19 protein-coding genes are annotated in these 19,277 nt (G+C 61.2%); 5 read left to right on the plus strand and 14 right to left on the minus strand.

The window, feature by feature from the left end; translation table 11 throughout:
* Positions 1 to 6: 6 nt before the first annotated feature.
* From era to rpoZ, 7 genes are all read right to left on the minus strand, one after another.
* Positions 7 to 930: a GTPase Era gene (gene era, locus ASD83_RS05975; protein WP_056308832.1), complete on the minus strand. Its 924-nt coding sequence runs from the start codon at positions 928 to 930 to the stop codon at positions 7 to 9.
* Positions 927 to 1,634, minus strand: a complete 708-nt coding sequence (gene rnc, locus ASD83_RS05980; protein ID WP_056308834.1) for a ribonuclease III — start codon at positions 1,632 to 1,634, stop codon at positions 927 to 929. Before rnc ends, era begins: the two co-directional genes overlap by 4 nt.
* Positions 1,631 to 2,455, minus strand: a complete 825-nt coding sequence (gene lepB, locus ASD83_RS05985) for a signal peptidase I (protein ID WP_056308835.1) — start codon at positions 2,453 to 2,455, stop codon at positions 1,631 to 1,633. The genes rnc and lepB overlap by 4 nt, the downstream gene beginning before the upstream one ends.
* Positions 2,456 to 2,486: 31 nt before the next feature.
* A complete protein-coding gene (gene acpS / locus ASD83_RS05990) occupies positions 2,487 to 2,906 on the minus strand; it encodes a holo-ACP synthase (RefSeq protein ID WP_056308837.1) in 420 nt (139 codons plus the stop codon).
* A 188-nt stretch (positions 2,907 to 3,094) separates the two neighbouring features.
* Positions 3,095 to 3,685 carry an orotate phosphoribosyltransferase gene (gene pyrE, locus ASD83_RS06000; RefSeq protein WP_056309916.1) on the minus strand — a complete coding sequence of 197 codons (591 nt, stop codon included), beginning with the start codon at positions 3,683 to 3,685 and terminating at the stop codon, positions 3,095 to 3,097.
* On the minus strand, positions 3,672 to 5,957 hold the full coding sequence (locus tag ASD83_RS06005; protein WP_056308840.1) for a RelA/SpoT family protein: 2,286 nt from the start codon (positions 5,955 to 5,957) through the stop codon (positions 3,672 to 3,674). The genes pyrE and ASD83_RS06005 overlap by 14 nt, the downstream gene beginning before the upstream one ends.
* A gap of 308 nt (positions 5,958 to 6,265) precedes the next feature.
* On the minus strand, positions 6,266 to 6,634 hold the full coding sequence (rpoZ, locus tag ASD83_RS06010; protein ID WP_056309918.1) for a DNA-directed RNA polymerase subunit omega: 369 nt from the start codon (positions 6,632 to 6,634) through the stop codon (positions 6,266 to 6,268).
* A gap of 223 nt (positions 6,635 to 6,857) precedes the next feature.
* On the opposite strand from rpoZ, the gene ASD83_RS06015 reads away from it, so the two are divergent.
* Complete coding sequence (locus ASD83_RS06015) at positions 6,858 to 7,409, plus strand: NYN domain-containing protein (protein ID WP_056308842.1); 552 nt, start codon at positions 6,858 to 6,860, stop codon at positions 7,407 to 7,409.
* 165 nt (positions 7,410 to 7,574) lie between these two features.
* On the opposite strand, the gene smpB is transcribed toward ASD83_RS06015, so the two are convergent.
* The gene (gene smpB / locus ASD83_RS06020) at positions 7,575 to 8,075 is read right to left on the minus strand and encodes an SsrA-binding protein SmpB (RefSeq protein ID WP_056308843.1); all 501 of its coding nucleotides are present in this window, start codon (positions 8,073 to 8,075) and stop codon (positions 7,575 to 7,577) included.
* Between the two features lie 60 nt (positions 8,076 to 8,135).
* The gene (dapA, locus tag ASD83_RS06025) at positions 8,136 to 9,011 is read right to left on the minus strand and encodes a 4-hydroxy-tetrahydrodipicolinate synthase (protein WP_156385776.1); all 876 of its coding nucleotides are present in this window, start codon (positions 9,009 to 9,011) and stop codon (positions 8,136 to 8,138) included.
* A gap of 230 nt (positions 9,012 to 9,241) precedes the next feature.
* Between dapA and ASD83_RS06030 the strand changes: the two genes are divergently transcribed.
* Positions 9,242 to 10,186, plus strand: a complete 945-nt coding sequence (locus ASD83_RS06030; protein WP_056308847.1) for an alpha/beta hydrolase — start codon at positions 9,242 to 9,244, stop codon at positions 10,184 to 10,186.
* A 3-nt stretch (positions 10,187 to 10,189) separates the two neighbouring features.
* On the opposite strand, the gene ASD83_RS06035 is transcribed toward ASD83_RS06030, so the two are convergent.
* Both ASD83_RS06035 and ASD83_RS06040 read right to left on the minus strand, forming a co-directional pair.
* The gene (locus ASD83_RS06035) at positions 10,190 to 11,545 is read right to left on the minus strand and encodes an OmpA family protein (protein WP_156385778.1); all 1,356 of its coding nucleotides are present in this window, start codon (positions 11,543 to 11,545) and stop codon (positions 10,190 to 10,192) included.
* A 285-nt stretch (positions 11,546 to 11,830) separates the two neighbouring features.
* Positions 11,831 to 13,285 carry a hypothetical protein gene (locus ASD83_RS06040; RefSeq protein WP_056308850.1) on the minus strand — a complete coding sequence of 485 codons (1,455 nt, stop codon included), beginning with the start codon at positions 13,283 to 13,285 and terminating at the stop codon, positions 11,831 to 11,833.
* Positions 13,286 to 13,687: 402 nt separating this feature from the next.
* On the opposite strand from ASD83_RS06040, the gene ASD83_RS06045 reads away from it, so the two are divergent.
* Entirely contained in the window at positions 13,688 to 14,428 is a 741-nt protein-coding gene (locus ASD83_RS06045) for an SDR family oxidoreductase (RefSeq protein WP_056308852.1), read from the plus strand.
* Between the two features lie 41 nt (positions 14,429 to 14,469).
* Here ASD83_RS06045 and nagA read toward each other — a convergent pair whose 3' ends face one another.
* The 3 genes from nagA to ASD83_RS06060 are packed head-to-tail and all read right to left on the minus strand — an operon-like array spanning position 14,470 to position 17,440.
* Positions 14,470 to 15,630, minus strand: a complete 1,161-nt coding sequence (gene nagA / locus ASD83_RS06050) for an N-acetylglucosamine-6-phosphate deacetylase (protein ID WP_056308855.1) — start codon at positions 15,628 to 15,630, stop codon at positions 14,470 to 14,472.
* A complete protein-coding gene (locus tag ASD83_RS06055) occupies positions 15,627 to 16,655 on the minus strand; it encodes an SIS domain-containing protein (protein WP_056308858.1) in 1,029 nt (342 codons plus the stop codon). Before ASD83_RS06055 ends, nagA begins: the two co-directional genes overlap by 4 nt.
* Positions 16,652 to 17,440, minus strand: coding sequence for a GntR family transcriptional regulator (locus ASD83_RS06060; RefSeq protein WP_056308860.1), 789 nt, complete (start codon positions 17,438 to 17,440; stop codon positions 16,652 to 16,654). Before ASD83_RS06060 ends, ASD83_RS06055 begins: the two co-directional genes overlap by 4 nt.
* 249 nt (positions 17,441 to 17,689) lie before the next feature.
* Here ASD83_RS06060 and ASD83_RS06065 point away from each other — a divergent pair, with 249 nt between their 5' ends.
* Positions 17,690 to 18,586, plus strand: a complete 897-nt coding sequence (locus ASD83_RS06065) for an N-acetylmuramic acid 6-phosphate etherase (RefSeq protein ID WP_056308861.1) — start codon at positions 17,690 to 17,692, stop codon at positions 18,584 to 18,586.
* Positions 18,587 to 18,702: 116 nt separating this feature from the next.
* Positions 18,703 to 19,179, plus strand: coding sequence for an SRPBCC family protein (locus tag ASD83_RS06070; RefSeq protein ID WP_056308863.1), 477 nt, complete (start codon positions 18,703 to 18,705; stop codon positions 19,177 to 19,179).
* Positions 19,180 to 19,277 lie beyond the last annotated feature (98 nt).

Here is a 19,277-nt window from a genome sequence, read left to right on the forward strand (position 1 = left end):
CTCAGCTCACTTCTTGTTCTGCGGAAATTCCAAGCCCATTTCCTGATAGCGCTCTGGGTCGTCGGCCCATTTTTCGCGGACTTTGACGAAGAGGAAGAGGTGGATCGGCACCTCGTACATGGCCATCAGTTCCTTGCGGGCTTCGGCCCCGATAGCCTTGATGGTCTGGCCGCCGGCGCCGAGCACGATCTTTTTGTGGCTATCGCGGGTGACGTAGACCACCTGGTCGATCTTGTAGGAGCCATCCTTCTGGATCTTGAAGGATTCCGTCTCGACGGTGGAATTATAGGGGATCTCGTCGTGGACGCGGAGGAAGAGTTTTTCGCGCGTGATCTCGGCGGCGGTGATGGCCATGGTGAGATCGGTGAGGTGATCCTCGGGGAAGTGCCAGGGACCGGGCGGGATATGCTTGACGCACCAGTCGATAAAATCCTGCACGCCGTGGCCTTTGAGGGCCGAGAGCATGAAGGTCGCTTCGAAGCGCAGGCGCTCGTTGAGCGTTTGCGAGAGGGCAAGAAGGCGTTCGTTTTTCACCGTGTCGATCTTGTTGAGGATCAAGACGCGCGGCTGGCGGATGTTTTCGAGGCCTTCGAGGAGGATTTCGATATCGGGCGTGATGCCGCGATCACAGTCGATGATGAAGGCGACGAGATCGGCATCCCCTGCCCCGCCCCAGGCGCTATCGACCATGGCGCGTTCGAGCCGGCGCTTGGGCGCGAAAATGCCGGGCGTGTCGATGAAGACAAGCTGCGCCTGATCAAGCGTCAGCACGCCGCGCACCTGGGAGCGCGTGGTCTGCGCCTTGTGGGTGACGATGGAGACTTTGGTGCCAACGAGGGAATTGAGCAGCGTCGACTTGCCGGCATTGGGCGCGCCGACAAGGGCGATGAAGCCGCAGGAGGTGTTGGCGAGATCGGCGGGTTCGGTCATTGGCGTTCCTTCCAAACCTTCTGGCGCATGAGGAAATCCTCGGCGGCCTTGTGTTCGGCGATTTTTTTCGAGGGGCCGGTCGCCGAGATGCGGTCAAAACCGGCGAGGTCGATGGCGATGGTGAATTCGGGGGCGTGGTCGGGGCCGGTGCGTTCGACCAGCGCATAGACGGGCGGCTCAAGGCCGCGGGCCTGGGCCCATTCCTGGAGGGTGGTCTTGGCATCGGCGCGGTGGGTCTGGCCATCGGCGATGAATTCTTCGAAGTGGCGCTCGATGAAGGTGCGCGCGTCTTCAAGGCCGCCATCAAGATAGATGGCGCCGATAATGGCTTCGGTGACGTCGCCTAAAATGGCTTCCTTTTCGGCGCCGCCGGTGCGCGCTTCGCTCTCACCGAGGATCATTTCGGGGCCGATATCGAGCTGCCGGGCGATGACCGCGCAGGTTTCCTTGCGCACGAGCGTGTTGAGCGTGCGGCTCATCTCGCCCTCATTGGCCTTGGGGAAGCGCCGGTAGAGCATATCGGCCACGATGAGGCCGAGGACGCGATCACCGAGGAATTCAAGCCGCTGATAGGAGCGTTCAACACGCTTGCCTGGCGAAACGGCACTCGAATGGGTCAGCGCGCGAGCGAGAAGGTCCGGATCGGCGAAATGATAGCCGATCCGGACCTGAAGCTGTTCGTGCGTTTTGGTGCGCCGGCTCACGGCGTGGGCGTCGTGTCGTATGGCGGGTTGCCGTAGACGGACTGGAACATGCGATCCCAGCGGACATTGGCCGGCCACTGCCAGACCTGCCACGGCGGCAGGTTATCCCTGATCGAGAAGAAGCGCGCTTCGGCCTTGGCGATCAGATTGACGGCGGGGACGTAGCCGACCTGGGACAGCACGCGGCTATCGGCCGAGCGGTCGCGATTGTCGCCCATCATGAAATAATGGCCGGCGGGCACGACATATTCGGGTGTGTTGTCGAGCGGCGCGTTATCGGAAATTTCCTGGATGATGTGGGTCGTGCCCTCGGGGAAAGTCTCGCGGTAGACCGTGACTTCGCGGGAATCGCCATTGCTGTCGGTGTCGGTTGCCGTGCCGACCGCTTCACGCTCAATCATGGTGCCATTGATATAGAGGCGACCCTCTTTCATCTGGATGCGATCACCCGGCAGGCCGACGATGCGCTTGATATATTCGATGTTCTGCGGAACCGGGCGGAACACGGCGATATCGCCGCGGTTCGGGTCGCGGCCAAGGATGCGATTGGAGATCGGCAGTTCGAAATCGAGCAGCGCGAAATCGCCATAGCGGCCGAGTGAGAAGGAATGTTTGCCATAGCCCCAGACGAATTTGTTGGCGACGAAGTAGTCGCCAATCATCAGTGTCTGTTGCATCGATGCGGTGGGGATGGAAAAGGGCTGATAGAGGAAGAAGCGCAGCACGATGGCGATCAGCAGCGCTTCGACAATAACCACGAAAGTATCCCACCACTCATTGGCGGCGGATTTCTTGACGGGCTTTTGGGCGGATTGGGTCATTGCAATTCCAAGATCAGCGCTGAGGTGAGCGTTAGACGCTTGCCCGTGAAGGGTCAACCGGCAGCGCTTCGATGATGACGAAAGCCTGAGCCAGGCCCGCGTCGTCGGTAATGGTGATGTGGATATGGGGCTCGTGGCCCGGCGGGACAAGTCGCTCCAGGGCGCGCAGAGCGCCGTTGGTGAGTTTCATCGTGGGCTTGCCCGAGGGCAGGTTCACAACGCCCATATCGCGCCAATAAACGCCGGAACTAAGGCCGGTGCCGAGAGCTTTGGAGCATGCTTCCTTGGCGGCGAAACGCTTGGCATAGGATGCGGCGCGCTGAGCGCGGCGATCGGATTTTGCGCGTTCGAGTTCGGTGAAACAGCGATGGGTGAAGCGCTCGCCGTGGCGATCGAGCGCGTGGGCCACGCGATGAATTTCGATGAGGTCGGAGCCGAGGCCGATGATCATTGTTCTTCCCTTTCTTCCTTCTCCCCTTGAGGGAGAAGGTGCCCGAAGGGCGGATGAGGGGTATGGGATCTAGTTACCCGCTCCTCTGCGGAGGAGAGAATACCCCTCACCCTGATTTTCTGCTGAACGCAGAAAATCTGTCCCTCTCCCTCAAGGGGCGAGGGTAGGAACAGAGCGAGGGGAGGCATTTACTTCACGCCCTGAATGCCGCGGCTTCCCGGCTTCACGGCCGGAATGGCGGCGAGTTCGGGCGGGAGTTGGTCTGCGGGATAGGCCGGGACCTTGAATTCGATCAGCGAGACCAGGGGCACGCCAACATCGGCTTCGCCGCCGGAGCGGTCGATGAGGCAGGCGGCGGCCACGACATTGGCGCCGATGGCGCGGAGGGCGGCGACGCATTCGCGGATGGAGAGGCCCGTGGACACGATGTCTTCGACGACGATTACCTTGTCGTCAGGCGAAATCTCAAAACCGCGGCGCAGTTCGAACTGGCCATCCACCCGCTCGGTGTAAAGCGCCGGCAGGCCAAGCTGGCGGGCGGTTTCGTAGCCGGGGATGATGCCGCCGATGGCGGGGGAGACAACCTTGGTGACGCCGGGAACTTCGGCGCGGATCTTATCGGCCAGCGCCTTGCAGAGCTTTTCGGTCTCGGCTGCGTATTGAAAGACCTTTGCCTTTTGCAGGAACAGCGGCGAGCGGAGGCCCGAGGACAGAATGAAGTGGCCTTCGAGCAGCGCGCCACACTTGCGGAAAATATCCAGCACTTCATCTTTCGTCACGGCGCGCACTCCTATCAATCTTGCCGTCCCATTCGAGGGTCGAGATCATGCTCGCTTCCCTCAGACCAGCCCGCTGGACGGCGGAAAGGCCCGGACTGCGCTTGAGCGTTGCCAGAACATCGGTCAATTGCGCAAGGTCGCGGACCTCGATTTCGAAAATCATCTGGTGGAAGTCGGGCGAAATCATCCGCATGACCAGATTGTTGATATTGGCCTCACACGAGGCGATGGCGGAGGAAATCTGCGCCAGTGACCCGGGACGATTGACCGATTCCATCGAGACGACGGTGGCATAGAGTTTGTCTTCAGTGGCCGCGACGTCCCAGCGAACATCGACCCAGGCGACGTCGCCATTGTGCTTTTCGATCAGCGCATCGGAATGGATGGGATAGACGGTGAGCGGAGCATTGGGTTCTAGAATGCCCACGAGCCGATCGCCGGGCACGACCCCCTCCCCCGACATGGCGACGGGGGTGTGGAAATCGAGCTGGGCCAAAGCGGCCTTGGCATTGGGGCCGGCATGCTGGCCACCGGGGACGCGGAACTTGAACTGATCGGTGGCGCGCAGGGCAAACCAGCCATCGGCCATGTCGGCAACCGGCAGATCGAGCTTGCGGCGACGCTTGCGGATGCCCTTTACCTTGGCGAGGGCATTGCCGAGGTCTTCGCTGCCGATCTTGCCTTCGCCCACGGCGATGAGGAATTCGCGCTTGCCGGGCTGGCCAAGCTCTTCGGCGAGGGTCTTGCTCTCGCTATCGTCGAGCATGACGCCTTCGCGTTCGAGCATCATATTGAGCACGTGCTCGCCAAGCGCATAGGCGCGCTGCTGGGACGATTGGCGCACGGCACGGCGGATAGCCGCGCGGGCCTTACCGGTGGCGGCGATGCCGATCCAGTTGCTGGGCGGGCGATGGTTTTGATCGCGCAGGATTTCGACTTCGTCGCCCGAGCGTAGCTGGGTGACGAGGGGCAGGATCAGGCCATTGATCTTGGCGCCGACACAGGTGTCGCCGATATCGGTGTGGAGCGCATAGGCGAAATCGATGGGCGTGGCACCCCGCGGCAGGGCGATGAGGCGCCCGCGCGGGGTGAAGCAGAAAACCTGGTCCTGGAAAAGTTCGAGCTTGGTATATTCAAGGAAATCTTCGGCCGAAATGCCCGAGGTCAGGTGGCTGATCGACTGGCGCAGCGAGCCATAGGCCTGCGATTCCATTTCGATACGGCCGAGATTGGCCGAGGAGCCATCCTTATAGAGAGCGTGAGCGGCGATGCCGAATTCGGCGATGCGGTCCATCTCTTCGGTGCGAATCTGCAACTCGACGCGCTGGCGGCTGGGACCGACGATGGTGGTGTGGATCGAGCGATAATCGTTATGCTTGGGGACCGAGATATAGTCCTTGAAGCGGCCGGGCACGACTTTCCAGGTGGTGTGGATGAACCCGACAGTGCGGTAGCACTCCTCGGTCGAGCCGACGATGACGCGGAAGCCAATCATGTCGGACAGCTGTTCGAGGGCGATCGACTTGCGCTGGATTTTCGAGAAGATCGAATAGGGCGACTTTACCCGCGCTTTGACGCGCGGGGTAATGCCCTCGGCCGAGAGGCGTTCGGTCAGCTCGCGCGTGATGGTGTCGATTGTTTCCTTGTTCTCGGCCTGAAGCTGTTCAAGGCGCTCGATAATCGCGGTGTAGTGATCGGGCTGGAGAATGCGGAAAGATAGATCTTCGAGCTCGTTGCGCATGTCCTGCATACCCATGCGCCCGGCGAGCGGGGCATAGATATCCATGGTTTCCTGCGCGATACGCTGTTGCTTGTCGGCGCGCATATATTGCAGGGTGCGCATATTGTGCAGGCGATCGGCGAGCTTGACCAGGAGAACGCGGACGTCCTGGCTGATGGCGAGTAGGAGCTTTCTGAGGTTTTCGGCCTGCGCTTCCTCGCGGCTGACGAGATTGAGGCGTTCGATCTTGGTCAGGCCATCGACGATGGTGGCGATCTCGGGGCCAAAGATCTGGTCGATTTCGGCGCGGGTCGCGTCGGTATCTTCCACGGTATCGTGAAGCAGGCCGACGGCAATGGACGCGTCATCGAGTTTGAGCTCGGTGAGGATGGCTGCGACTTCGAGCGGGTGGTTGAAATAGGGGTCGCCGGAGGCGCGCTTTTGCGAGCCATGCTTCTGCATGGCGTAGACATAGGCCTTATTCAACAACTGCTCGTCGGCGTTCGGGTTATAGGCCTGAACGCGTTCGACGAGCTCATACTGACGCATCATGGAAGTCGCTGCTCTCGGAAGATTCCATACTTAACGCGTTGAATGAAAATGGGAAGAGACGGAGGAGCAGTTTCAATGTGACGACGGAAAAAACCGAAGACCTCATGGTGAGGTGCGCAGCGAAGCGTAGCCTCGAACCACGAGGGCGGGCGAGTGGAGACCAAGGTGCCACGCCCACGTGGTTCGAGGCTTTGCAAGAGCAAAGCACCTCACCATGAGGGCTACTGCAATAGCTGCCGGGGCCAGCCCAAAACAAAAACACCCCCGGCTTTCGCCGAGGGTGCTTGATATTCACACGACCGGACTTTTCAGTCGTCGCGGCGTTCCGGCGGAGCGAGGCTCTCGATGCCGCGGAGGAGTTCTTCTTCGCTGATGGTGTCGAAGTTGATCGAGTCGTCGTCGCCGGCGCTCTCGATGAGCGGGGCGGCATGGCTTTCGGGCTCGTCGACTTCCACATACTTCTGTAGCGAGTGGATCAGATCTTCATGCAGATCATCAGGGGAAATGGTGCCATCGCCGATTTCACGCAGGGCAACGACGGGGTTCTTGTCGTTGTCGCGAGAGACCGTGATCTGGGCGCCGGAGGAAATCATGCGCGCACGGTGAGCGGCCATGAGCACGAGGTCGAAGCGATTGTCGACCTTTTCGATGCAGTCTTCAACGGTGACGCGTGCCACGAACGTCTCCAAAATTGTGGGGAGAAAGTCTCCGCATACACCACGTTAACCGGGATGGCAAGCTTGACGGGACAAAGCGCGCCCCCTTGCGCTGCCGATGCCAAGAAAATATACGGATAGCGAAGTTAAGATAGGTGTCCGGGCGAGATTTCCTCGCCGCGCCCCAGGCAAGCCGGCACCAAGTGGTTGGAAACCACTCATTTCATTGGAGAATTTTGAGAGCATGGCCGTAGATCCACGGGAAAAGATTGCGCTCTTCATCGATGGCGCCAATCTCTATGCCACGTCGAAAGCCATCGGCGTCGACATTGACTATCGCAAATTGCTCAGCGAATTCAGCGCCAAGGCCTATCTTTTGCGGGCCAATTATTACACCGCACTGATCGAGGATCAGGAATATTCCTCGATCCGCCCGCTGATCGATTGGCTCGATTATAACGGCTATACGGTCGTCACCAAGCCGGCCAAGGAATTCACCGATGCGCTCGGGCGGCGCAAGGTGAAGGGCAATATGGACATCGAACTTTGCGTCGATGCGCTGGAACTTTCACCCTATTACGACCACCTTATTCTCTTTTCCGGCGACGGCGACTTCACCGCGCTGGTGGCGGCGCTGCAGCGCAAGGGCAAACGGGTGACGGTGGTTTCGACGCTGACGACCTCGACGCCGATGATCTCGGACGACCTGCGGCGGCAGGCGGATTTTTTCCTCGATGTGGTGGAACTGGCAAAAACGGTTGGTCGCCCGCAGGTGCAGAGGCCGGTCGAGGTTTAAGTTGAGGGCTTGGGTGTTTGCCAACACCCCCTCCCATCCTCCGCCATCAAGGGGGAGGTGTCATATCCAGTTCTTGGGCGCTACCTAGCCAAAATCACAGCCGCAGCACCGCCCCCTTATGAGGGATGGGGGGTGTTGGTGAGCGTTAACGGCTCAAACCAAAACCTAGCCCCGCCCGCCTTCCTTCATGATGCGGGATTTGTCGCGGTTCCAGTCGCGATTGCGCTCGGTTTCGCGTTTGTCGTAATTCTTCTTGCCCTTGCCGATGCCAATAAGAAGCTTGGCGCGGCCCTGGTCGTTGAAGAACAGCTTTAGCGGTACGATCGTGTTGCCGGCGCGCGAAACTTCGGTTTCGAGGTGGGCCAACTGCTTTTTGGAAACCAGCAGCTTGCGGGGCCGCTTTTCGACGTGGTTGAAACGGTTGGCCTGCAGATATTCGGGGATGTGGGCGTTGATCAGCCAGAGCTCGCCTTTTTCCGGGGAGGCGTATGACTCGGTGATCTGTGCCTTGCCCAGACGCAACGACTTGACCTCGGTGCCGGTCAGCACGAGGCCGGCTTCCATGGTCTCGCCGATCGCATAGTCATAGCGCGAGCGGCGGTTTTCAGCCACGAGACCGTGGCTGATCACACCGTTTTTCTTCTTGTCGTTCTTTGCCTGTACCATAAGTTCCCTGGGCGCCTCTCCGGCGTGAAAAACCGGTGCCCACTTTTTCGCTCGATGCTCTTAGATAAGACCTGCATGGCTCATTGCAAAGTCCATGGCGTCCTGGGCCGGCTTGCTGATGGGGGTCAGCGGCAGGCGCATTTCGTTGGCGCAGAGATTGAGACGGTTCGCCACATACTTGGCCGGAGCCGGATTGGGCTCCATGAACAGGTCCTTGTGGAGGAAAGCGAGCTTGTCGTTGATATCGCGGGCCGCGGCAAAATCGCCGGCCAGCGAGAGCTCCTGCATCTGCGAACAAAGGCGCGGGGCGACATTCGCCGTGACCGAAATGCAGCCATGGCCGCCATGGGCGTTAAAGCCGAGAGCGGTGCTGTCATCGCCCGACAGGAGAACGAAATCCTTGCCCAGCTTGATGCGCTGCATGGTGGCGCGTTCGAGATTGCCGGTCGCGTCCTTGACGCCGATGATATTGCTGTGCGCATCGCGCAGGCGCGCAATGGTATCGACGGTCAGGTCAACGATCGTGCGGCCGGGTACGGAGTAAAGAATGACCGGAATGCCCACAGCCTTGGCGACAGCGGAAAAATGCTGGAAGAGGCCTTCCTGGTTCGGCTTGTTGTAATAGGGCACGACCGAAAGCACGGCATCGGCGCCGGTTTCTTCGGCGAACTTGGCCAGCGAAACGGCTTCAGCGGTCGAATTGGACCCAGCGCCGGCAACGATCGGTACGCGCTTATTGGTGACTTCGACGCAAATTTCGACGACGCGGCGGTGTTCTTCGTGGCTCACGGTCGGGCTTTCGCCCGTGGTGCCGACCGGCACGAGGCCGTGCGAGCCCTGCTCGATCTGCCACTCGACAAAGCTGGCGAAGGCTTTCTCATCCACTGTCCCATTGCGCATGGGAGTGATGAGTGCCGTAATCGAACCTCGCAGCATTTTGTCAGTATTCCTCAATTGGCCCGGAAAACCGGGTTGCGCATGTCTGGATTGTCGCCGAAGGGGCCTTCGGAGACGCGCACCATACTTTCAAGTTCAATCTGTCACAAGACGAATGGCGCGCTTCGGCAACTCTGCGCAAAAAGCTGCGGCGCAAAAACATCAGGACTTGATCGCTATGCCCTCGGGCGGGCACAACAGGCAAAGCCCGAGGGCCTGAGGAAAATTCCATGTTGCGCAAACGGCGCGCCGTTCCGCCCGATCACAAGCCTTTTGCCGATTTTCCGGTGGAGTTCATCGCAACCCGGGACGCCAGCGTGCGCGCAGCGGTGCATGTCACTGCGCCGCTAGGCCGGGGGAAAATACCGCTTGTGTGCCTGGCGGGTCTGCAGCGGAACATGAGCGATTTTGCCGATTTCGTGGGCTATTTCTGCCGTCTGGGACCGGGAAACTGGCCGGTGGTGTTGATTGACTTGCCGGGACGGGGCCGCGCCGACGACCGCGCAAAGGCTGGCGACTACAATTCGCTGACCGATGCGCGTGATGTCGCCGATATTCTGACTGCTTTGGGCATAGGGCGGGCAATCATTTTGGGTCAGGGGCATGGCGGGCAGGTTGCCATGGCGTTGGCCGCGGCGCATCCGCTGCTGGTGGCGGGTACGATCCTGCTCGATGCCGGGCCTATCGTTGATTCTCGCGGCATTGTGCGATTGCGTAACAATCATAGGCATATCGATGCGCTGAGGGGCGGCAAGCGCGTTGCGGCCGGGTTCCGACGCATGCTGGCGGGCGACTATCCGGAGCTTTCGGAAGAGGCGCTGGATGCCTTGGCGCAGCGGAGCCACACGATCGACAAGCGGGGGCGCGCGCGGCCACTGTTTGACCAACGACTGCTGGCGCCGCTGGAAGAAATCAGCTTTGACGATGTGCTGACGCCGCAATGGCCGCTTTTCGACGCGTTGAACGGCATGCCGCTGATGATCCTCCGCACGCAACTGACGGATCAATTGCGGCGCGAGACTTATGAGGAAATGGTGCGGCGGCGGCCCGATGCGCTGGCGCTGACCATTGCCGGGCAAGGCTCCCCTGCCCTTTTCGACCAGCACGATGAAATCGAAGCCGTTGCCGGCTTCGTTTTCAAGGTGGGCGCGCCGGTGCGGAGCAAAGCTGCCTGACGATCAAGCGCCGTCGCGCACCGACACGACGATGCGACGGTTTTGTGCTTTGCCGGCGGAGGTGGCGTTGTCGGCTACTGGCTGGGACTCACCATAGCCGATGGCATAGAGGCGTTCCGGGTCAATACCGAGACCAATCAGCGCCGTGGTCACTGCCTCGGCGCGCGCAACGGACAGGGCCAGATTTGCGGCGGCCTCGCCATCGGAATCGGTGTGGCCGGCAACGTCGATGGCGACATCAGGACAATGAGTGATCGCATCGGCGATGGATGCAAGGATCGTCGCTGTGCCCTCGGCCAGGACGGCGGCGCCGGAGCGGAAGAGAATGCCATTTTGGGCGGACAGAGCCGCGAGATTGGTTCGGCACTGCTCGAGGGTTTCGGGTGGCGTGGACGGCGCAGGTGCGGCTGGGACTTGTGGGGCGGCCTGCGCCGCTGGCGCCACGACAGGTTCCGGTTCGGGCTGCGTGACTTCTGCTGGAGGAACCGGCTCCGCTGCGACGGGTTCGGCCGGTGCCGTTGCGACCTGGACGGGTTGGGGCGCATCAGGCGCGGGCACGGCGAGAGCAAGGCTCCAGCCGGCTTCGCTCAAGCGATCGCGGGCGAAAGTCGCGCGGATGGATTCGGCGTCGGACGTCGTCAGGGGCCTGCCGGAAAAAAGCCAGGTACCGCCTTCGAGTTTGATCTCTCCATCTTTCAGCAAGGCGAAGAGAGGCAGGACCTTGTCGAGACTGGCTTCGAAATTGAGGGGTTCGCCCGAGCCGAAGCGCAGGGTGGAGCTGGCGCGCGCGCCGACCGCCAGGAGAAGACGCTGTTCGAGCGCAGGTTTTGGGACAAAGCCGGAGAGGAGCACATTGCCGTTGGGCTGGCGGCGGAGCGAGAAGGCGTAGGATTCGACGCGCGGCGCGGAAATTTCGGCCATGGCGAGGATAAGTCCGGCGGGGACTTCTTTCGCGAGCGACTGAAGCGCGATGAAATCGGCCTGGGTCGCAGCAGTGCCGCTGAGCGACAGCACGGTTCCGCGCAAGGCGAAACGACCTTCGGAGAAACGATCGAGGGCAGCAAGACCGAAGGCCGTCGCGGCGTCATAGCCGGCGGGTGCGCCGGAGCCGAGTTTGAGCCAGGAAACATCGGCGCCCGTGTGGGCACCGAGAGCGTCGCGAATGACAGCACTGGGGGCATAACCATCGAAAACGAATGTGCCGCCGGGTTGGCGCGAAATGCTGACCCAATAGTCGGAAACCTGCGGCGGCGGAACGGCGACGACGGAGGATTGGGCCGCCGAAGGATGGCCAAAGCTCAGAGCCAGGCCAAGCGCGATCATTCCAGACGTCACGAGGTGACGAAGGTGCCTCTTCATATCGATTCCATTAAGTGCCGCATTGCCGGGAAAGTAGATGATTTGGCGCGGGGGCAAAAGTCATCAGCGCTAAAGAGAAGCAAGAAGAATGGTCTATCTCGGCTGGTATGACGCGATTGTCAGCGGATCAAGGCGCGCAAATCTCAGGATGGGCCCCGGACTTCGCCGGGGTGACGGCTGTGCGAGAGTGAACTGTCACGCGACCCGACCTGCCTACCGCTGGCGTTAAAAGCAGAAAGGCCCGGCGTGAGCCGGGCCTTTCCGTTTTGTAACCGAGACCTCGAATTATTCGAAGGACTTGGCAGCCTTGAACTGAACGCGGTAGGCGTTGTTCGAGTACACTTCGCCCTTGATGGACGAGGTGAAACCGCCGCCGGGAGCCCAAGCGAGTTCGGCTGCACCGTAGTACACGCTGTCGCCGCTGTTGGAGGTGTTCGTAGCACCAGCAGCTGCAGGATGAGCAGCCGGAAGCGTGACGTTGTTGAAGTAAGCACCGAGTTCGCCGGTGATCTTGATGGTTTCGGTGACGGCAGCGACGAGCTGAGCCGAAACCTGGGTGGTGCCTTCGTTGACCGAAACGCCAGCGTTGTTGCTGAGGTTGAAGTAACGAGCGCCGAGGTTGATCGAGACGCCTTCGGTAACGGTGGCGCCAACGGAGCCGCCGATGCCGTAGCCGTCGGTGATCACGCCAGCGATATCCTTGCGCTGATATTCACCCGACAGAGCGATCTTGAACATGTCGAATGCAGCTTCGCCGGTCACAAGACCGTGGAACTTGTTCGTGGAGGTCAGGCTGTCGTTGAAGTAAGCGCCAGCAGCGCGGACCTTGAACTGGTCGAAGGTACCGGTTGCGCCAGCATGGAGACCCCAAGCATTGACCGTGCCGTCGAGAACGCCGATGGCAAGACCAGTGACGTGAGCAGTGATACCTTCACCGGCATAGGACAGGACGCCAACGAGCGTACCAGCGTTCTGTGCATTGGCGCCGGGAAGCACCAGAGGGTTAATTGTACCAGAGTTGCTACCGTCGATGTTTTCGAGACCAGCAGCGACGCTCACGCCGTTGCCGAGATCGGAAACGACCTGGATGACATGGCCGCCGAGGTAAGCCGGGGTATCATCATTGTCGAACAGGACGCCGTTGTCGACCTTGGAGTAGCCGAAGAGGCCGAGGTAATTGAACGGAGCGGCATCGCCGAAGTTAGCGATCGAACCCTTCTTACCAGCCATGATGACAGTGGTATCACCAACGGAGACGTAAGCTTCGTCGATGTTCCAGGGCTTGTTGTCGCCCCAAGGAGCGTAGACGCCGTTCTGAGCACGGTAGGCTTCAGCGGTCTTCAGCTTGATGACAGCCTTGGCAGGACCAAAGTCGCTGTCGGCGGTGCCGACGAACTTGAGCCAGGCTTCAACCTTGCTCTGCCAGTCATTACGGACACCGGTTACGTTGTCGAAATCAGCACCGATAACGTCGATGTTCGGGTTGCCATTGGCAAACACGTTGTTGTCCAGAACGGTCGGGCCGACCAGTTCGGACGCACGGTAGTCACCGAAGCGCATTTCGTAGGAAACGCCGCCCGAGATCTGCAGGCAGTTGGTGTCGGACGAGATCGTCAGGCCGGAAAGACCGAGCGCATCGCAAACGTCCAGCGAGGTAAGAACGCCAAGATCGGCAGCAAAGCCGGCGGTCGAGAGACCAGCAGCGGCAACAGAACCGAGGATAAGGCTCTTGAGTTTCATTAGTTGACCTCCAAAGTCAGTCATTTGGTGCCGGTTACCCAGCGGTTTGTCGTAACGCGACCACACTATTCGTGGTGCAGTGTGTTGCCGTCGCGTTGCGACCGACAAACGATCCCATGCATGGATTCGCAAGACCCACTCTACGCATGCAAACATCGGACGCAATCAAACAAAGCCGGTTTCACCCCCGCCACAATATGGTTGCTATCCGGATGTTGCAGATTCAGCACACAGATGGAAACCACCTGTTAAGACTTGTGAAGCAGCCATTAAAAACCACGGCTTTGCAGGGGTTTCGGCTTTCACAATGACGAGATTGCGGCCGCGCAAGCCAGCATTTGACACACGTACCCCACTGCCCGACACATGGCGTAACCGTGACCAGCTTGTGGAGGAGACACTATGACGACCACCGGAATCGCCCTTGTAACAGGGGGCACGTCGGGCATTGGAAAGGCAGTGGCGCTGGGGCTGGCGCAGGCGGGATGGGCCGTCACCATTTGCGGCCGGCGCGCGGAACTGGTTGAGGAGATCGCTCGGGGCGGGCAGGTCGAGGGGCTGGTTTGCGATGTGACCAAGCCCGATGAGGTCGCAACGCTGTTCTCCAAGATTGGGGAAAAGCATGGCCGGTTGGACCTGGTGTTCAACAATGCAGGCCGCTTTGCACCCGCAAAACCGTTCGGCGATCTCGATGTAGAGACCTGGCGCGAGATGATCGATACCAATCTAAACGGCGCCTTCTATGTGGCGCGCGAAGCGTTCCGGCTAATGCGTGAGCAAAGCCCGCAGGGTGGCCGGATCATCAACAATGGGTCGATCTCGGCCTATGTGCCGCGGCCGCAGGCGGCGTCCTATACGACATCGAAGCATGCCATTACCGGGCTGACCAAGGCGATTTCGCTCGATGGACGGGCCTATAATATCGCCTGCGGGCAGATCGATATCGGCAATGCAGCGACGGATATGACGAGCCAGATGAACGCGGGATCATTGCAGGCCAATGGGCAGATGATGCCGGAGCCGACGTTCGATGTGAACCATGTGGTGGAGGCGGTGCGCTATATGGCCGGGCTGCCATTGAGCGCCAATGTGCAGTTCATGACCGTGATGGCGACGAACATGCCCTATATCGGGCGCGGTTGAGGGAGGCGGCGTCCGGGAAGCCCCCCTCACCCGGCCCCCGACTAGGCGTGGAAAACTTCCACGCCGTCGATCCACGTTGCGCGCATCTGACGGGTATCGGAGAGATACGCGAAGCTGGCGACGGCGCCCCGTTGCAGCGTGCCGTAGGTGGCTTCGATGCCCATGGCCTCGGCGGGGTAGAGCGAGGCCATGCGGAGGACTTCATCGACCTCCAGCCCGATCGTATCGACCATGAAATTGACGGCGTCGATCATATCGAGATCGGCGCCGGCCAGGGTGCCATCGGCCAGACGCAGGGCGCCGCCGGCGCGGGTGATGGTGCGGCCATTCAGGGTCAGGGTCTGGATGTCCGTACCGGTCTGCGACATGGCGTCGGTGACGAGGAAGATTTTTCCTGGCCCGCGCTTGGCGCGAAGGGCGGCGCCGATGCTGGCGGGGTGCACGTGGATGCCGTCGGCTATGAGGCCGGCAAAGGCTTTGGGACTATCGAGCGTGGCGCCGACGACGCCGGGCTCGCGATTGCCCATCTGGCTCATGGCATTAAAGAGATGCGTCGACATGGTGGCGCCGGCCGCGAAGGCCGCCATGGCGGTCGCGTAGTCGGCGTCGGAATGGCCGATACTGACAACGGCGCCGGCCTCGGAGAGGATCGCGATCTGCTGCGGCGTCGCCGTTTCTGCGGCAACGGTGCAGATGAGATTGGGCAGGGCTTCGGCGGCGCGCTTGAGGCGGGCGAGATCGGACGCGTCCATGGGACGGATCAGAGCCGGATCGTGCGTGCCTTTGCGCGCCAGCGACAGGTGGGGACCTTCGAGGTGGAGGCCGATGAAACCAGGCACGCGCGCGGCTTCGGCGGCTATGCCTGCGGCGATGGCTTTTTCGTTGACCGCCGCCGTATCGGTGATCAGCGTCGGCAATAAAGCCGTGGTGCCGAACTGCGCGTGGGCAGCGCAAATGGTGCGGATGGCTTCGAGCGAGGTATCGTTGTTGAAAAGGACGCCGCCGCCGCCATTGACCTGCAGGTCGATGAAGCCGGGGACGATCATGCCGCCATCTAGGGCGACGCGCTCGGCATTGGCGGGAATGTCGCTGGCCGGGACGATACCGGCCACATAGCCGAACTCGATCAGCAGAGCAGCGTTATCATGCCAGGCGGCACTGTCGAAAATGCGGGCGCCGGATATGGCGAGAAGATCGCTCATACCGTTTCCGTGACTTTCTTGAGGGCCGGCGGCACGTCCGGATTGAGACCACGATGGCGAGAGAGCGCCTCGACGAAACCGTAGAAGGAGACGATCAGCGCCAGCGGATCGGTGATGGGGTGGCCCGTAGTGGCGAAGGGCAATGCCTTTGCGGCGCCCGGCCGGTCGCTGGTCAGGAAGGCGAGAGCCCCCTGCCCCGCGAGCTTGTGCGCCATATCGGCGACCGAGGCTTCGGCAGCGTCGCGCGCCGCTAGGCCCAGGACCGGATAGCCTGGCGTGACGATGGCGACGGGGCCGTGCATGACTTCGGCGGCGCTATAGGATTCGGCCTGGATATTGCAGGTTTCCTTGAATTTCAGCGCGGCTTCATTGGCGATTGCAAAGCCTGGGCCGCGGCCCAACACATAGAGGGCATTGTGGCCATCGAGGGCGGTGACCAATTCGGACCAGTCGCAGGTTACGGCCTTGGCAAGACTTTCCGGCAGGGCAGCAACGGCGCGGGTGAGATCGGCATCGCCGCTCCAGCGCGAGAGGAGAGCAAGGCCGGCGACGACCGAGGTCACGAAACTCTTGGTCGCGGCGACGCTCTTTTCCGTTCCTGCATGGAGATCAATGGTGAAATCGCTGGCTTCGGCGATGGGCGAGCCGGCGGTGTTGGTGATGGCGATGGTGGTTGCGCCGCTGCGGCGGGCCGACTGGGCCATGCCGACAATGTCGGGGCTTTTGCCGGACTGGGAAATGGCGATGGCCACGGCGTTGGAAAGGCGCAAATCCCGCCCATAGATCGAGGCAATGGAGGGGCCGATGGAGGCGACCGGCAGGCCGAGCGTCAGTTCGATGGCGTATTTCAAATAAGCCGAAGCGTGGTCGGACGAGCCACGGGCGACGGTGACGACGACGGAGGGATCGACTTCGCGGAGACGTGCAGCGGCGGCATCGAGCGTCGGCGCGGATTCGACGAGGAAGCGGGACACAACCTGCGGGATTTCATCCACTTCGCGGCGCATGTGGGTTTGGCTGGTCATGATTTTATCGCTCCATTGGCAGGTGCTTCGCCCAACCGGAGCTCGGCGACGAAGTCGTACATATCGCCCCGATAGATGGAGCGGGTGAATTCGATAACGCGGCCCGAAGACAGGTAGGACGTGCGTTCGATATTGAGGCCAGCCGAGCCCACGGGGACCTGCAGCAGATGCGCATCGTCATCGTTGAGATGGGCGGCGCGAATGCGCTGGATGGCGCGGACCGGGCGATTGCCGGAGAGATCGAGGTGCTTGTACAGCGAATCCCCGATTGCCGCGGGCTCAGGCAGGATTGAACCGGAAAGGCTGGCGCGCTCGATGGCCAGCGGCATGTCGCCGGTCAAACGCAGTCGAGAAATGCGCGCGACTTTTTCGCCCGAGGACAGGCCGAGGATGACGGTTTCTTCCGGCGAGGGAATATAGAGGCCACGATCGAGCCATTCGGCGCGCACGGCCATGCCGCGGCGTGCCATATCTTCGGTGAAAGAAGTGAGTTGGGAGAGCGACTGTTCGACACGCTGGGTGGCCGGGGCGACGAAAGTGCCCGATCCATGGCGCTGTACGAGCACGCCTTCCTGCACCAGATGCGACACGGCCTTGCGCACGGTGACGCGGGACACATCGACTTTCAGGGCCAGATCGCGTTCGGATGGCAGGGCATCGCCGGGATTGAGCGCGCCGCTTTTGATGGCCTCTTCGACCCAGCGCTTGAGCTGGAGATAGAGTGGGCCGCCCTGGGGCAAGGTGACGGGGCGATCGGAAAAGAAGGTTTCATATGTCTCGGACATGTTTTTCCTCCTGATCTCTGCGATAACCGGGTTCATATCCTGGGCAGGAACTGCCCGCGCCCGCGCTCACCCACAATACCAATAAAATACCATTCGTGGGATTTCGTTTCCAGAGCTTTTAGCCCAAAGCGCCGAAGCGCTGGACATTTCTCAACAAAAACTTGGGTCCGACGACAAGCGGGTTATGACCCGAGGCGTTCGGCTGGACAAGTGGTATTTTTTTGGCATTATCCGGCCAAGGAGTTTCTTATGGCCGAAAGACAAACGGAAAAGCGCCACGCGGCAGCCCAGGGGCTTGAGTTGCGACCGCCTGTGGAGATTCTCTCGCTGCTGGCAGCGGGACAGGCAGAGGCGGCGAAAAGCGTTGCGACGGCAGTGGACGCGCTCGCCGATGGCGCAGCGCTGGCGGCCGCGAGCATCGAGGCCGGGGGGCGTCTGGTCTATGTCGCGGCGGGTAGTTCGGGGCTGATGGCGCTGGCCGATGCGCTGGAATTGCCGGGCACCTATGGCATTGCTCCGAGCCAGATCGTGGTGCTGCTGGCCGGCGGGCTCGACTCGCTGGTGAACATGACGGGCGGCCCCGAGGACGACGGCGATGTCGCGAGGGCCGCAATCGAGGATCTGCGGCTCGACGGGCGGGATTGCGTAATCGGCCTGACGGCGAGCGGACAAACGCCCTACCCTCTAGAGGCGCTGGCCGCGGCGAAAGCGGCGGGCGCGCGGACGATTGGCATTTCCAACAATGCGGGCGCCCCGGTGCTCGATATAGCCGATGTGGGTATCTGCCTGCCGACGCCACCGGAGGTAATTGCCGGATCGACGCGCATGGGCGCAGGCACGGCGCAGAAGATCGCGCTCAATATGCTATCGACGCTGATGGCCATTCACCTCGGGCATGTGCATGACGGGTTTATGGTCAATGTGATCGCGGACAATATCAAGTTGCGCGAACGGGCACGGGGAATTGTGGCGACGATTTCCGGGGTGAGCGAGGCTCAAGCTGCGGCTGCGCTGGAAACAAGCAAGGGCGCAGTGAAGCCGGCGGTATTGCTCGCGGCGGGTGTGGCTAGTCTCGGGGCGGCCGAGGCGGTGTTGGCGGAACACAAGGGGCGGTTGCGGCCGGCTTTGGCGGCGTTGCAGGCTTAGACCAACAAAACGTCGCACGGCTTCCTGCCGCGAGAAATTTTCATCACAGAATGTCGAAGGCGCGTTGGGCGCTTCGTCGTTTGGGCATATCAACGCGAAATGCCTGGGAGCAAAAGATGAGCACCGACAATACTATCGATAGCGAACGCGACCTCGTTCTCACCCGCCTGATCGACGCGCCGCCATCAGCGGTTTATCGCTGCTGGACCGATCCGGCGCTGATGGTGAAGTGGTTCGCGCCAAAGCCGTGGAGCACGCCGCGGGCGACTGTAGACCTCCGTGTAGGTGGCGCCACCGAGGTGGTGATGGCCGACGAGGCGGGCAATGAATATCCTAATCCCGGCCAGTATCTCGAAGTGGTGCCGAACAAGAAGCTGGTATTTACCGATGCCTATGTCGGCGACTGGAAGCCATCGGGAAAGCCGTTTTTCACCTGCACGCTGACCTTTGAGGATGAAGGCGGCAAGACGCGCTACACCGCGGTCGCCCGGCACTGGACCAGGGAAGACAAGGAAGGCCACGAGAAGATGGGCTTTCACGAGGGCTGGGGGCTCTGTGCCGCGCAGCTTGAGGAAGTAGCCAAGGGGCTTTGATCTTTACCTCCCCCTGGGGGGAGAGGTCGACGCGAAGCGGCGAGTGAGGGGCCTTTGGTAAGCATCAAGCGAGAGGAAGGCCCCCTCACCCGGCCCTG

Source organism: Devosia sp. Root685 (assembly GCF_001427875.1).
Classification (GTDB): domain Bacteria; phylum Pseudomonadota; class Alphaproteobacteria; order Rhizobiales; family Devosiaceae; genus Devosia.

What these genes read in the sequence shown, in the direction of transcription:
- era (WP_056308832.1), bottom strand. Translation starts at nt 930, where the DNA reads ATGACCGAACCCGCCGATCTCGCCAACACCTCCTGCGGCTTCATCGCC.
- lepB (WP_056308835.1), bottom strand. Translation starts at nt 2,455, where the DNA reads ATGACCCAATCCGCCCAAAAGCCCGTCAAGAAATCCGCCGCCAATGAG.
- acpS (WP_056308837.1), bottom strand. Translation starts at nt 2,906, where the DNA reads ATGATCATCGGCCTCGGCTCCGACCTCATCGAAATTCATCGCGTGGCC.
- ASD83_RS06005 (WP_056308840.1), bottom strand. Translation starts at nt 5,957, where the DNA reads ATGATGCGTCAGTATGAGCTCGTCGAACGCGTTCAGGCCTATAACCCG.
- ASD83_RS06015 (WP_056308842.1), top strand. Translation starts at nt 6,858, where the DNA reads ATGGCCGTAGATCCACGGGAAAAGATTGCGCTCTTCATCGATGGCGCC.
- smpB (WP_056308843.1), bottom strand. Translation starts at nt 8,075, where the DNA reads ATGGTACAGGCAAAGAACGACAAGAAGAAAAACGGTGTGATCAGCCAC.
- dapA (WP_156385776.1), bottom strand. Translation starts at nt 9,011, where the DNA reads ATGCTGCGAGGTTCGATTACGGCACTCATCACTCCCATGCGCAATGGG.
- ASD83_RS06030 (WP_056308847.1), top strand. Translation starts at nt 9,242, where the DNA reads ATGTTGCGCAAACGGCGCGCCGTTCCGCCCGATCACAAGCCTTTTGCC.
- ASD83_RS06035 (WP_156385778.1), bottom strand. Translation starts at nt 11,545, where the DNA reads ATGAAGAGGCACCTTCGTCACCTCGTGACGTCTGGAATGATCGCGCTT.
- ASD83_RS06040 (WP_056308850.1), bottom strand. Translation starts at nt 13,285, where the DNA reads ATGAAACTCAAGAGCCTTATCCTCGGTTCTGTTGCCGCTGCTGGTCTC.
- ASD83_RS06045 (WP_056308852.1), top strand. Translation starts at nt 13,688, where the DNA reads ATGACGACCACCGGAATCGCCCTTGTAACAGGGGGCACGTCGGGCATT.
- nagA (WP_056308855.1), bottom strand. Translation starts at nt 15,630, where the DNA reads ATGAGCGATCTTCTCGCCATATCCGGCGCCCGCATTTTCGACAGTGCC.
- ASD83_RS06055 (WP_056308858.1), bottom strand. Translation starts at nt 16,655, where the DNA reads ATGACCAGCCAAACCCACATGCGCCGCGAAGTGGATGAAATCCCGCAG.
- ASD83_RS06060 (WP_056308860.1), bottom strand. Translation starts at nt 17,440, where the DNA reads ATGTCCGAGACATATGAAACCTTCTTTTCCGATCGCCCCGTCACCTTG.
- ASD83_RS06065 (WP_056308861.1), top strand. Translation starts at nt 17,690, where the DNA reads ATGGCCGAAAGACAAACGGAAAAGCGCCACGCGGCAGCCCAGGGGCTT.
- ASD83_RS06070 (WP_056308863.1), top strand. Translation starts at nt 18,703, where the DNA reads ATGAGCACCGACAATACTATCGATAGCGAACGCGACCTCGTTCTCACC.